The organism is Methyloligella sp. GL2 (assembly GCF_013341275.1).
Classification (GTDB): domain Bacteria; phylum Pseudomonadota; class Alphaproteobacteria; order Rhizobiales; family Methyloligellaceae; genus Methyloligella.
Genome location: NZ_CP054476.1, coordinates 2,616,367 through 2,629,078, shown reverse-complemented (window position 1 = coordinate 2,629,078; position 12,712 = coordinate 2,616,367). Strand labels below are relative to the sequence as shown.

11 protein-coding genes are annotated in these 12,712 nt (G+C 64.7%); 3 read left to right on the top strand and 8 right to left on the bottom strand.

Annotated elements, in window-relative coordinates; all coding sequences use genetic code 11:
• Window positions 1-20 precede the first annotated feature (20 nt).
• From HT051_RS12260 to HT051_RS12240, 5 genes are read right to left on the bottom strand one after another with little or no spacing between them, the layout of a single operon-like run.
• Window positions 21-779 carry an ABC transporter ATP-binding protein gene (locus HT051_RS12260; protein ID WP_174542298.1) on the bottom strand — a complete coding sequence of 253 codons (759 nt, stop codon included), beginning with the start codon at window positions 777-779 and terminating at the stop codon, window positions 21-23.
• Window positions 776-1,726 (bottom strand): iron chelate uptake ABC transporter family permease subunit, encoded by a 951-nt coding sequence (locus tag HT051_RS12255; RefSeq protein WP_174543000.1) that lies wholly within the window; start codon window positions 1,724-1,726, stop codon window positions 776-778. The genes HT051_RS12260 and HT051_RS12255 overlap by 4 nt, the downstream gene beginning before the upstream one ends.
• 25 nt (window positions 1,727-1,751) lie before the next feature.
• Window positions 1,752-2,711, bottom strand: a complete 960-nt coding sequence (locus tag HT051_RS12250) for an ABC transporter permease (RefSeq protein WP_174542297.1) — start codon at window positions 2,709-2,711, stop codon at window positions 1,752-1,754.
• A 45-nt stretch (window positions 2,712-2,756) separates the two neighbouring features.
• Window positions 2,757-3,686, bottom strand: a complete 930-nt coding sequence (locus HT051_RS12245; RefSeq protein ID WP_246810078.1) for a siderophore ABC transporter substrate-binding protein — start codon at window positions 3,684-3,686, stop codon at window positions 2,757-2,759.
• Window positions 3,687-3,715: 29 nt separating this feature from the next.
• Complete coding sequence (locus HT051_RS12240; RefSeq protein ID WP_174542295.1) at window positions 3,716-4,705, bottom strand: helix-turn-helix transcriptional regulator; 990 nt, start codon at window positions 4,703-4,705, stop codon at window positions 3,716-3,718.
• A 336-nt stretch (window positions 4,706-5,041) separates the two neighbouring features.
• Between HT051_RS12240 and HT051_RS12235 the strand changes: the two genes are divergently transcribed.
• The 3 genes from HT051_RS12235 to HT051_RS12225 all read left to right on the top strand — a co-directional run bounded on the left by HT051_RS12235 (window position 5,042) and on the right by HT051_RS12225 (window position 8,815).
• Entirely contained in the window at window positions 5,042-7,330 is a 2,289-nt protein-coding gene (locus tag HT051_RS12235; RefSeq protein WP_174542294.1) for a TonB-dependent siderophore receptor, read from the top strand.
• A gap of 81 nt (window positions 7,331-7,411) precedes the next feature.
• Complete coding sequence (locus tag HT051_RS12230; RefSeq protein ID WP_174542293.1) at window positions 7,412-8,413, top strand: alpha/beta hydrolase; 1,002 nt, start codon at window positions 7,412-7,414, stop codon at window positions 8,411-8,413.
• A gap of 93 nt (window positions 8,414-8,506) precedes the next feature.
• Window positions 8,507-8,815, top strand: a complete 309-nt coding sequence (locus HT051_RS12225; RefSeq protein WP_174542292.1) for a DUF2218 domain-containing protein — start codon at window positions 8,507-8,509, stop codon at window positions 8,813-8,815.
• A 91-nt stretch (window positions 8,816-8,906) separates the two neighbouring features.
• Here HT051_RS12225 and HT051_RS12220 read toward each other — a convergent pair whose 3' ends face one another.
• From HT051_RS12220 to HT051_RS12210, 3 genes are read right to left on the bottom strand one after another with little or no spacing between them, the layout of a single operon-like run.
• Window positions 8,907-9,476, bottom strand: coding sequence for a sarcosine oxidase subunit gamma (locus HT051_RS12220; protein ID WP_174542291.1), 570 nt, complete (start codon window positions 9,474-9,476; stop codon window positions 8,907-8,909).
• The gene (locus tag HT051_RS12215) at window positions 9,469-12,420 is read right to left on the bottom strand and encodes a sarcosine oxidase subunit alpha family protein (RefSeq protein WP_174542290.1); all 2,952 of its coding nucleotides are present in this window, start codon (window positions 12,418-12,420) and stop codon (window positions 9,469-9,471) included. Before HT051_RS12215 ends, HT051_RS12220 begins: the two co-directional genes overlap by 8 nt.
• Window positions 12,417-12,704, bottom strand: coding sequence for a sarcosine oxidase subunit delta (locus HT051_RS12210; RefSeq protein ID WP_174542289.1), 288 nt, complete (start codon window positions 12,702-12,704; stop codon window positions 12,417-12,419). Before HT051_RS12210 ends, HT051_RS12215 begins: the two co-directional genes overlap by 4 nt.
• Window positions 12,705-12,712 lie beyond the last annotated feature (8 nt).

Sequence of the window (12,712 nt, the reverse complement as noted above, 5' to 3'; positions counted from 1 at the left end):
GCGGCGCCATTGCTCGGGCTCTAGGTGAAATAGAGCCCGATGCGGTGTCCGCCGATCTCGTGAATATCGATGGGAAGGTCGTAGATCTCCGCCAGAACATCCGGCTGCATGATCTCCTCCGGCGTGCCCTGGTAAGCCAGCTTGCCGTCGCGCAAGGCGACGATGTGGTCGGAATAGCAGGACGCGAAATTGATATCGTGCAGCACCAGCACGAAGGTTTTGCCGAGCTTGGCCGCCGCGTCTTTCAACAGCTTCATCATCCCGACCGCATGCTTCATGTCGAGATTGTTCAGCGGCTCGTCCAGCAGCACGTATTTCGTGTCCTGGCACAGCACCATGGCGATGAAGGCGCGCTGGCGCTGCCCGCCGGAGAGCTCGTCGAGAAACCGGCCGGCCAGCGGCTCAAGCTGCAGATAGCTTAGCGCCTGCGCGATATGCTCCCGGTCCTCCACCGTCGGCCGTCCTTTGGTGTAGGGGTAGCGGCCGAAAGCCACCAGATCGCGCACCGTCAGCCGCGAGACGATCTGGTTCTCCTGGCGCAGGATGGAGAGATGCCGCGCCAGCACGTCGTCGGCGGTTTCCGTGACGTCCAGCCCGTCGACCAAGACGTGTCCGGCATCCATCGGCAGAAGCCGCCCCATGATCGAAACCAGCGTCGACTTGCCCGCGCCGTTCGGTCCGATGATCGAGGTGATCTTGCCGGCAGGAAGCTGCACCGAGACCTCGTCCAGAACCAGCGTTTCGCCATAGCGCTTTGAAACATTGGAGACTTCGATCACCGCGCGGCCCCTTTCAGCAAAAGCAGGATAAACACGAGACCTCCCAGAAATTCGATCACGATGGGCAGCGCCGTGCCGAAATCGACGACCTGCTCCAACAGAGTCTGGCCGCCGGCGAGGCAGATAATGGCGATGAACGCTGCCGCCGGCAGCAGATAGACATGCCGGTGCGTGGGGACGAGCTGATAGGCGAGATTGGAGACCAGCAGCCCGAAGAACATCGCCGGCCCCCGGAAGGCGGTGGAGCCCACCAGCGCTGTGGAGACCGAGACCAGGATGGAGATCAGGATCAGGATGAGCGTCACGGTGCGCCGATAATCCACGCCGAGATTGATCGCCGTCTCGCGCCCCAGCGCCAGCACGTCGAATGTGTGCAGCAGCCGCCAGCCGATCAGCGAGACGAGCAGCACCGCGATCGCGGCGACGAGCAGAAGCTGCTGGTCGATCGCATTGAAGCTGGCGAAGATCTCCCCCTGCAGGGCGACGAAATCGTTCGGGTCGATGATCCGCTGCAGGAAGCCGGCAAGACTGCGGAACAGGATGCCGAACACCAGCCCCACCAGCATCAGGAGATAGATGCTGCGCACCCGCCCCGAAAACAGCCAGCGGAATAGCAGCACCGCGAAGGTCACCATCACTGCGACCTCCAGCCCGAACAGAAGCCGCGGATCGATGCTTGCGAAGCCGGCCGCCCCGACGAAATAGACCAGGCAAGTCTGGATCAGGATATACAGCGCATCGAACCCCATCACCGAAGGGGTCAGGATCCGGTTCTGGGTCACGGTCTGGAACAGCACCGTGGAGACCGCGATGGCATAGCCGACCAGCACCATGCCGGCGAGCTTCACGCCGCGGAACGGCAGCACGAAATCCCAATTGCCTTTGGCGCCGATGGTCATGAAGGCGATGGCGGAGACGGTCGCAAGACCGCCCAAAGCCAAAACCATGGCAAGCGGGGAGCGGCGCGACAGCTTAAGCAAGGCGCGTCCCCCGTCTCAGCAGCAGATAGAGGAACGCCGCCGCACCGACCACGCCGAGCACCGTGCCCACCGGGATCTCGTAAGGATAGCGCACGATGCGCCCGATGATGTCGCAGGACAGCACCAAGCCTGCTCCGGCAAGCGCGATCCAGGGGATCGAGCGGCGCGCATTGTCTCCCAGCGCCAAGCTGACGATGTTGGGCACCACCAGCCCGACGAAAGGGATCACCCCGACCGTGGTGATCACCACCGCGGTGACCATCGAGACGATGGTGAGCCCGAGCGAGACGACTTTGCGGTAGTTCATGCCGAGATTGGTGGTGAAGTCCTCGCCCATCCCTGCGACGGTGAAGCGGTCGGCGGCGATATAGGCGAGCCCGGTCAGCGCCAGGGAGATCCAAAGCAGCTCGTAGCGCCCGCGCAGCACGGTGGAGAAATCCCCCGTGGTCCAGGCGCCGAGCGATTGCAGCATGTCGTAGCGATAGGCGAGGAAGGTCGCCACCGCGCTGATCACCCCGCCGAGCATGATGCCGACCAGCGGCACGATATAGGGCGAGCGGAGCGGGATCTGCCGCACGATTTGCAGGAACAGCGCCGTGCCGGCCAGCGCGAAGAGCGTTGCCACGATCATCCGGCCGAAGATCGGCAGGCCGGGCGCGAACAGCATCACCACCAGAATGCCGAGACTGGCCGATTCCACCGTCCCCGCCGTGGTCGGCTCGACAAAGCGGTTCCGCGCCAGCATCTGCATGATGTAGCCCGCCACCGCCATCGAGGCGCCGGAAAGCACCAGCGCGAGGGTGCGCGGAATGCGGCTTGCCAGCAGCACCAACAGCGCGTCCCGGTCGGCATGCTGTGAGATCAGCGCGGCGGGAGAGACATCCTCCACCCCGACGAACAGGCTGACGGCGGCGAGCCCGAGAATGGCGAGGATGGCGAGGGCGAGGCGCATGAGCGGGGCAGGGGCGGAGATGCTGTGAGGCGGCAGGCCGGCGGCCTAGCGCTTCTGTTTCAGACTGGCCGAGATCTGGTCGACTTGCGCCTGCAGCGAGGTCAGCCCGCCGCCGATCAGGTACCAGTTGGCCGGATCGAGATAGACCACATGGCCTTGCTTCCAGGCCTTGGTCTCGCGCACCAGCTCATTGTCGAGAAGCTGCTCCGCCGCTTCGCCGGCTCGGCCGATCGCCGCGTCCCGGTCGATCACGAACAGCCAGTCGGGATCGGTCTTCAGGATGAACTCCGAGGAGATCGCCTGGCCGTGCACGGCGGTGTCCAGATGTCCGGCCGCAGGCTTAATGCCGAACGCATCGTGCAGCACGCCGAAGCGCGAGCCGGGCCCGAACGCGCTGAGCCGCCCGCCGGTGGTGAGCACGATCAGCCCGGTGCCGGCATCGGCCGCTTGCGCCTTCAGATCTTCGATTGATTTCCGTAGCTTAGCGATGCGGGCATCGACTTCAGCTTGCTTGCCGAAGATCTTGCCCAGTGTCTCTGCATGGCGCAGCGCGCTTGGCAGATAGTCGCGATTGTCGGCGGTCAGGTCGATGGTCGGTGCGATCTTGGCCAGGGCCTCGTATTTCGTGGCCGAGCGCCCGCCGATGATGATCAGGTCCGGATCCGCCGCGGCGACGGCCTCGTAATCCGGCTCGAACAGCGAGCCGACCTTGGCGTATTCGTCGCCGGCATATTTGGCCAGATGGCCGGGGAAGAAATCGCCGGCAACGCCTGTCACCTGCACGCCAAGACTGTCCAGCGTATCGAGCGAAGCCAGGTCGAACACCAGCACGCGCTCAGGTGTGTCCTCCAGCACCGTCTCCCCTTGCGCATGCTTCACCGTGACCTCGGCGCCCAAGGCCGGCGCCAATGCGGCGAACAGCAGAAAAGCCGGCAAGGCGAAGCCGAGAGCGGCGCGTCTCATCGCAACTGTCATTGTCTCTCCGAAACTGCCAGAAGGCGTAATCAGGATTTGCTGCGCGCCTCGCGCGGCGAGACCCCGTAGACCCGTTTGAAGGCGGTGGCGAAGTTGGCCGGATTGCCATAGCCGGCAAGCCGTGCCGCCTCGGCGACGCTCACCCCGTCGGCGGCCAGCGCATCGCGCGCCTTCTTCAGCCGCATCGCCCGCACATGCTCGAAGATCGAGGTGCCGTAGGCGGCATGAAACAGGCGCTGCAGGCTGCTGACGCTGCTGCCGATCTCCCGCGCCACCTCATCCACGCTGGGGCTCGGCCCGTCCTTCGGCTCGAACAGGGTCAGCGCCCGCTGCAGCCGCTGCCGGTCCGAGGCGCGCAGCGGCCGCTCCGCCGCCGGTGCGTTGTCCTGGCCGAGGCTGGAGAGAGCGGCGAACAGGATCTCGATGGCCCGGCTCTCCAGATAGAGCGGCTGCAGGGCCGGATCGAGCTCGTCGGGCTGCAGCACCTGCTCGGCCAGCGAGACCAGGCGGCGCGAGGCGGGCCAATCGGTCCGCGCCTGATGATTCTTGATGAAATGGGACAGCGAGGCTTGCGCCGGCAGATCGCCGATCGCGGCTGCGATCCAGTCCGGCGAGACGGTCACGTTCACTTTGCGCACCCGCATGCCGCGCACCGAATGGCGCACGAACACATCCGGCCGCGTCCGGTTCAGCAGATAGCAATGCGCCGCGCCCGATTCGGCGGTGCCGAGGCGATGCTCCTCCTCACCCTGGCGCACCCGCACCCGGCCCAGCAGGAAGATCGAGATGGTCAGTCCCGGCTGGTGCACCACATGGGTGGTCAGATCCTGCAGCTCGGTCGCGTCGGTGGCATGCAGCACCAGGCCGGAGCGCAGCTTCAGCAGTTGGTAATTGCCTTCCAGCACCGGCGCATCGGGCTTGCCGGTCTCGCTCAGAACCTTGAAATCGGAGCCGACGCAGGTCGAAGCGGCGGCCAGGTCGCCGCACCGAATCGAAGTCGCGCTCGAGCACTCGTCCACGATGCGTCCCCACTGATGGAAAAAGGAAATCCGATTATCGAAAAACATGACGCAAAAAGTCAATTTAACATGGTGACGCGCCGTCTTGCCCGTCGCAGCGCTGCTTCCCCCCTTCGATAGCGGCCTTACGCCGGATTGAAGTGACCGATCTGCAACAGTTAGCCTGAAAGCGCATCCTCTGGATTTCTCTCAAAGATTTCTGGTCGCTGGGAAAAGATGCCTTGCTTGAGAGCGCCGCGACGCCGCCTCTAAAAGAAAGCTGATTGTGAATGTCATGTTTTTGATTGGGGGCTTTTAATGAGTTTCGACCGAAGCTGGCGGGTGCCGGGGGGCGCCTTGTCCGCAACTGCGCTTCTCCTGCTGAGTTCGAGCCTTGTCGCGCCGGCGACGCTCTATGCGCAAGAGGCGGAAAGTGTCGACAGCACCGTGCAGGAGCAGGAAATCGCGCCGGTGCCATCGGAGAACGAACTGCCGCCGATCGTGGTGGAAGGCGCGGACATCCAGTCGTCCCGTCCGGCCCGCGTGCCGGCGCCGCCCAGCGCTCCGGTTCGCTCGAATGTGGATGTCGGCGAGCCGCTGACCGCCGAGGCGCCGCAGATCGAGATGGAGGATATCTACGGGCTCGAAGGCTACCCGATCACCACCGACAACAGCTACACGGTGACCGACTCCACCAATGGCGGCCGCGATCCGATGCCGCTGAAGGACATCCCGCAATCGGTCAGCGTGGTCACCCAGGAGCGTATCGAGGATCAGAATCTCACCTCCCTGGATCAGGCCATGCGCAAGACCACCGGCATGGTGGTGCTGAGCAACGATCAGGGGCGCTCCTCGATCTTCTCCCGCGGCTATGAGTTCGACACGGTCTATGTCGACGGTCTCGCCGCGCCGCTTTCCAGCATCTACGGCACCCAGCCCGACCTCGCCGCCTACGACCGTATCGAGGTGATGAAGGGACCGGCCGGGCTTTATGCCGGCACCGGCCAGCCGGCAGGCATCATCAACATGGTGCGCAAGCGCCCCTATGACGTGGCCAAGGTCAGCGCCACCGGCACTATCGGCTCGTGGGATTATTATCGCGGCCAGGTCGACGTCTCGACGCCGCTCGGCAATAGCGACCGGGTCCGTGCCCGCGTGGTCGGCGCCTATCAGAGCAACGATACCTGGGTCGATTACAACGACAACGAGGTCGGCGTCGGCTACGCCATCATCGAGGCGGATCTGACCGACAACACCACGCTGTCCTTCTCCTATACGCGCCAGGACCGCGACATCACCCCGAGCAACGGCCTGCCGGCCTATGCCGACGGCACGCTGCTCAATGTCGACCGCTCCACCTTCATCGGCGCCGACTGGAATAGCTTCGACAATCAGAGCAACGACTACCAGGTCGATCTGCATCACGCCTTCGACCGCGGCGGCTACTTCCAGGCCAGCGCCCGCTGGGTCGATCGCGAAGCCAATATGGACTACGCCTATTCCGGCTCCGCGGTGGGCCCTGACGGCAATGTCTCTGTCAGCCGACTGGCGCGCCGCTATACCGAGGACGACTTCGCCGCCGACGCCCATGCCAGCCTGCCGTTCCAGGCCCTGGGCCAGGAGCAGAACGTCATCTTCGGCGTCGACTACAAGCAGTTCGAGACCAGCTATGACGGCTATCGCGGTGCGGTTCCCGGCTCCATCAACGTCTTCCATCCCAATGCGCATCTGCCGCGCCCGGACCATGACTGGCAGGAGCGCGTGGCACAGAACCCGGAAGACACCGGCATTTACGGCCAGCTTCGCCTGAAGCCGATCAAGCCGCTGACCGTGTTCCTCGGCGGCCGCGTCGATTGGTATGAATCCAACGGTTCGACCACCAACCTGGCCACCGGCGACGTGACGCCCAGCGATCTGGAGGTGAACGGCAAGACCACGCCTTATCTCGGCGCGGTGTTCGATCTCAGCGACAACGTCTCCGCCTACGCCAGCTATACAGAGATCTTCCTGCCCAACAGCGAGTTCGATGCGGCGACCAACAGGCTGATCGATCCCATGGAGGGCGAGCAATACGAGATCGGCCTCAAGGCAAGCTGGTTCAACGACCGGCTGAACGCCTCGATCGCCCACTTCCATTCGGAGATCAACAACCAGGCCGTCTCTCTCGGCGGTCCGATCTATGGCGCCGCCGACGTGCTGGTGAAGGGTGTCGAGGTGGAAGTCGCCGGCCAGGTGACCGACGCCTTCCAGGTCTATGCCGGCTACACCTACACCGAGAGCGAATATCTTAAGATCGCCACCGATGCCGAGGGCGAGACCTACAGCAGCTACACGCCGAAGCACATCGTCCAGCTCTGGGGCAAGTACACGGTGCAGAACGGCCAGTTCAAAAACCTGCATGTCGGTGCAGGCGGCCGCTACCTGTCGAGCTTCTACAGCGAGGCCATGGGCCAGACGCTCACCGCGGATGGCTACTTCGTCGCCGACACCGCCATCGGCTACACCTTCAAGAACAATCTCGACCTGACTTTCAGCGTCAACAATGTGTTCGACGAGAAATATTACGAGCGGGTGGGGTCGCCGGTGACCTTCAACTTCTATGGCGCGCCGAGGAGCTACTGGCTCAGCGCGAAGGCGGCCTTCTAGCGCGAAATGCGAGACTGACGGGGCGGGGGCGCAAGCTCCCGCCTTGTCGCGTTTACGGTTGATGTTTGGGACCGAGTTCGAATGAGAGCGATCTTCGCTGCAATTCTGCTTCTGGCGTCCGGCTTGGGCGCGTTCGGCGTTTCGACGCCCGGCGCGGCGCAGGATGCGGCGCCTGCGCAATCCGCCTATCCGCCGCTCACCCTGAAGGACACCGAAGTGCGGGATATGACCGCCAGCGGTTCGGGCCGGCCTTACCGCATCTTCATCCGCAAGCCTGCAACGCCGCCCCCGCCGGAAGGCTTTCCGGTGATCTACGCGGTGGGCGCCAACGCCAACTTCCTGACCTTCGTCGAGGCGATGCGCAACGGCTCGGAGAATCCCATCCGCACCGGCATCGCGCCCGCCATCGTCGTCGGCATTGGCTTTCCCATCGAGGGCAGCTTCGACATCAAGCGCTGGGTCTTGGACTACACGCTGCCTGCGGAACGTTACGACCTGCCGCAGCGCCCCAATAAGAAGCCCTGGCCGCCCATGGGCGGGGCCGACGAGACCCTCGATTTCATCGAGAACGATCTGAAGCCGGCGATTGCCCGCGACTTCACCATCGCTCCCGCCAAGGAGACCCTGATGGGGCATTCCTTCGGCGGGTTGTTCGCCTTGCACACGCTGTTCACGCGGCCCGGTCTGTTCGACACCTATCTCGCCGCCAGTCCGTCCATCTGGTTCAACGACCGGCAAGTGCTCACCGAGATGGATAGCTTCTTGGCCGATCTCCCGGCCGATCTCGACGAGAAGCAGCTTTATATCGGCGTCGGCGGTCTGGAGGAGGCGCCGGCTCCCGACGACAAGACCGTGGACGATCCAAAGCTGCATGCGAAATGGAAGGACCATAACCGCATGATCGGCAATGCCAGCGAACTGGTCGGGGCCCTGAAGGAGAAGGCGCCGGCGCTGAGCGCCGAGCTGCATGTGTTTCCGGGCGAGAACCACGGCACCATCCTGCCGGTCTTCATCACCCACACCTTACCCATCGCCGCGCCCGCGGTGCCTGCGCCGGCGGGAGACCGGCCGGTGCGAGATTAGCGAGCCAATAGGACCAGCCAGCCGAACGACCCTAGCCAGCCAATATTCTTAGCCAGCCAGACTGCCAGCCTTATTGCCAGCCTTGGGAGTGTCATGATCAAAGCCCGCACCACCGTCGCAACGCCAGCCGCCAGCAAATATCTGCAGCAGCTCTGCAAGCATTTCGCCCATAAGGCGCCCGCCACCTTCGACACCAAGCAGGGGCGGGTCGAGTTCCCCTTCGGCCTATGCGAGCTGGAGGCGCGGGACAACGAGCTGGCGATCAGCTGCGATTCCCCGGACGATCTCTCGATGAGCAAGATGCAAGGCGTGGTCGGCGGCCATCTGGAGCGCTTCGCCTGGCGCGAGAAGCTGCAGGTGCGCTGGGATCAAGTCCATTGGGATAGCGGTTCCGACGCCTGACGCTCGGCCCACCGGCGCTTACGAAAAAAAACGCTGGATCCCGGCAAACGGGGACCCAGCGGAGAGGAGGGGAGCACGCCGACAGGCGTGACTAGAGGGCGTTGGCGATCGAGACCTCCAACGCATGCAAGAAAGATTTGGCCGAGGAGCGGGCGGTCAGCAGGACGAAACCGTCCTCGCCCTCGCGGAAGACGATCGCCGCCATATGCTCCATCGCCGTCCGCGCCACCTTGTCTTGCGCGAAGGCATTGGGCGCCAGATCCAGCGGACAGATGCGCTCCAGCACGGTGCGGACCTCAGGCCCTGCGATCCGCAAGCCCACCCAGACATCGCTCTGATCGGTGGTGTAGCCGGCGCCGGCCAGCTTATCGGCAATCGCGCCTTCCGCATTCGGCCCGTCATGCTCGAAGGCGGCGAAGAGCTGCCCCGGCGCCATGCCGAGGAAGCGGATCTTGCTGTCGCTGGAGCTGGCGACCTTGCCGACCGCCGGAATCTCGGCCCCGAAGCCCTTCTTGAGGGCGGCGGCCAGTGCGGCGTCGCTATCGAGCGGCGTGGCGATGGAGATCAGGCCGAGCCCATCCAGCTCCTCCAGCGCGATGCCGTCATGCGTCGTGCTATAGCCGCCGAGGGCAGGGGTTGCGTAAAGCGAGAACTCAGCCACGAAGACGCTCTCCTTCCGGATCGACGAAATGGGACGGTACGATCTCGACCTCGATATCGCTGTCGGTCGCCGGGCTCACCGCACGGACGATCTCGCCCATGCGGGTATCGCCGCTTTTGATGAAGCCAAGCCCGATGGAATGACCGAGCGAGGGCGAGAAGGCGACGGAGGTCATCCAGCCTTCGTCATGGGCCATATCCGTGGGCGAACCCTTGGAGACGAAATGCCAGCCCGCCTTCAGCGCGTGGCTTTTGTCTACCGGGCGGAAGCCCACCAGGCGCAAGCCGTCCTCGCGGTTTAGCTCCGGCCGCTCCGAGAGCGTATTGCCGATGCAGTCCTTCTTCTTGGAGACCATGCGGCCCATGCCGAGATCCTGCGCCGTCGTGGTGCCGCAAAGCTCCGCGCCCGCGGCATGGCCCTTCTCGATGCGCATCACGCCCAGCGCCTCGGTGCCGTAAGGCGTGACGCCGAATTCCTCGCCCGCCTGCATCAGCACGCGGATCAGCGCATCGCCATAGCGCGCCGGCACCGCGATCTCGTAAGCCAGCTCGCCGGAGAACGAGATGCGGAACAGCCGCGCCGGCGTGCCGCCGCAAACCGTAATCTCGCCGCAGGCCATGAAGGGGAAGCCCTCGTTGGAGATATCGAACTCCGCATCCACCACCTTCTGCAGCAGCTTGCGGGCATTCGGCCCGGCCACTGCAAACTGCGCCCAGCCATCGGTGGTGGAGATCAGATGCACGTCGAGATCGGGCCACAGGCATTGCCGGCAGAATTCCAGATGCCGGAACACGGGGCCGGCATTGGCCGTCGTCGTGGTCATCACGTAATGGGTCTCGCCGAGCCGCGCCGTGGTGCCGTCATCCATGGCGATGCCGTCCTCGCGCAGCATCATGCCGTAGCGAGTCTTGCCCACCGCCAGCTTGGCGAAGCCGTTGATATAGACGCGGTTCAGAAACTCCGCCGCATCGCGGCCCTGAATATCCACCTTGCCGAGCGTGGTGACGTCGCAGACCCCGACGGAATTGCGCGTCGTGGAGACCTCGCGGTCGACGCTCTGGCGCCAATGCGTCTCTCCCTCACGGGGGAAATACTGCGCCCGCATCCAGGCCCCGGCTTCGACGAACACCGCGCCTTGCTCCTCCGCCCAGTCATGGCTCGGGGTGAGGCGATAGGGGCGGAAATCCTTGCCCCGCGCCCGGCCGGCCAGGGCGCCGATCGGCACCGGCGTATAAGGCGGGCGGAAGATCGTGGTGCCGGCTTCCGGGATGGAGATGCCGCGCTGCTCGGCCATGATGGCAAGGCCGAGCACATTCGCTGTCTTGCCCTGATCGGTGGCCATGCCGAGCGTCGTATAGCGCTTCAGATGCTCCACCGAGAGGAAGCCTTCTTGATGCGCCAGCTTCACATCTTTGACCGTGACGTCGTTCTGCAGATCGACCCAGGCGCGCCTCTTGCTTTCCTTCACATGCCAGAGCGGCGTGACCGCAAAGCTCTCGTCGCTGCTCGCCGGAACCGGCTCGCCGCTCACCTTGAAGCCGAGATCGCTCAGCGCCGCTTCGGCTTTCGCCTGGCCTTCCGTGAGCGCCGCCTGCAGCGAAAGCGCGCCGCGTGCAGCGCCGGCAACGCTCATACCCACGGGCAAGGGATCGGCCGGCACGAAGGCGGCGATCTCTGCGTTCCACGCGGGCTTACCCCGCTGATGGCAGGTGAGCTGAAGATTGGGATTCCAGCCGCCCGAGACGGCCAGGCAATCGACGGCGAGGCTCCGACCGCTGGCAAGCGTGATCTCGCGGATCGCTTTCCGTCCCTTGGTGCCGGCCACCGCATCGCCCATGAAGACAGACGCACCGGGGATCTCGGCACGGGGACTGCCGTCGCGGGGATCGATCACCGCCGCCACCTCGACGCCGCGCGCGGCCAAGTCCGACGCCGTGCGCCAGCCATCGTCGTTATTGGTGAACACGGCAATGCGCTTACCCGGCGTTGCGGCGAAGCGGTTGGCGTAGCTCCGCACCGCGCTCGCCAGCATCACGCCCGGCCGGTCGTTATCGCCGAAGGCGATGGGCCGCTCGGTGGCGCCGGCACAGAGCAGGGCGCGTTTCGTATAGATACGCCACAACACCTGGCGCGGCTTGCCGTCCGTGTCGGGCAGGTGGTCGCCGGTCCGCTCCAGCGCGCCATAGACGCCGTGATCGTAAGCGCCGTAGACGGTGGTGCGGGGCATCAGCCGGACATTCTCCATCTCGGCGAGCGCCTTCGCAGTATCCTCGGCCCAGACCGCGCCGGGCCTTCCGTCGATCTCGTAGGTCTCGGCGTTCAGCCGTCCGCCGAAGCGGAAATCTTCATCCGCCAGGATCACCTTCGCGCCCGCGCGGGCCGCGCTACGCGCCGCGGCAAGCCCCGCCGGGCCGGCGCCGATCACCAGCAGATCGCAATGCAGAAAGCCCTTGTCGTAGCTGGAGGGATCCGGCTCGCCGGAGAGCGCGCCGAGCCCCGCCGATTTCCGGATGATCGGCTCGTAGAGCTTCTCCCAGAAGGCGCGCGGCCACATGAAGGTCTTGTAGTAGAAGCCGGCCGAAAGAAACGGCGACAGAAAATCGTTCACCGCCATAACGTCGAAACCGAGCGGCCCGCGATGGTTCTGACTCTTGGCGCTCAGCCCGTCATAGAGCTCCGCCACCGTGGCGCGGGTATTGGGCTCCGCATAGGCGCCTTCTCCGATGGTGAGGAGGGCGTTCGGCTCTTCGGAGCCTGCGGTGAGGATGCCCCGCGGGCGATGATATTTGAACGAGCGCCCGACCAGCTTCACCCCGTTCGCCACCAGGGCCGAGGCGACGGTGTCGCCCTGGAAACCTTGCAGCTCCTCGCCGTTGAAGCGGAAGCGAAGCGGCCGCTCCCGGTCGATCAGGCCGCCGGAAAGGCGATTGTCTTGCGTGCTCATCGGCTGCGTCCGAGCGAGCGGGCGACATCCCGGGCCAGCTCGACCTTGGTGATTTCATGGGTGAGGGTGTTGCGGGTGACCACCAGCCAGGAGCGGTCGCCTTGCTCGTGGAACCAAAGCTCGCGGTGCTCGCCCGCCGGATTGTCCCGCAAATAAAGATAGTCGTGGAACTGATCGGCCGCGTCCTCCGCCTGCCAGTCGGGACGCTCGATCAAGGATGCGTCGCCGAGATAGGTGAACTCGGCGGAGTCGCGCGGTCCAAGAAGGGGATGATTGATGATCATGCTTTGGC

What these genes read in the sequence shown, in the direction of transcription:
- HT051_RS12230 (WP_174542293.1), top strand. Translation starts at nt 7,412, where the DNA reads ATGAGAGCGATCTTCGCTGCAATTCTGCTTCTGGCGTCCGGCTTGGGC.
- HT051_RS12225 (WP_174542292.1), top strand. Translation starts at nt 8,507, where the DNA reads ATGATCAAAGCCCGCACCACCGTCGCAACGCCAGCCGCCAGCAAATAT.
- HT051_RS12250 (WP_174542297.1), bottom strand. Translation starts at nt 2,711, where the DNA reads ATGCGCCTCGCCCTCGCCATCCTCGCCATTCTCGGGCTCGCCGCCGTC.
- HT051_RS12255 (WP_174543000.1), bottom strand. Translation starts at nt 1,726, where the DNA reads ATGGTTTTGGCTTTGGGCGGTCTTGCGACCGTCTCCGCCATCGCCTTC.
- HT051_RS12215 (WP_174542290.1), bottom strand. Translation starts at nt 12,420, where the DNA reads ATGAGCACGCAAGACAATCGCCTTTCCGGCGGCCTGATCGACCGGGAG.
- HT051_RS12245 (WP_246810078.1), bottom strand. Translation starts at nt 3,686, where the DNA reads ATGACAGTTGCGATGAGACGCGCCGCTCTCGGCTTCGCCTTGCCGGCT.
- HT051_RS12210 (WP_174542289.1), bottom strand. Translation starts at nt 12,704, where the DNA reads ATGATCATCAATCATCCCCTTCTTGGACCGCGCGACTCCGCCGAGTTC.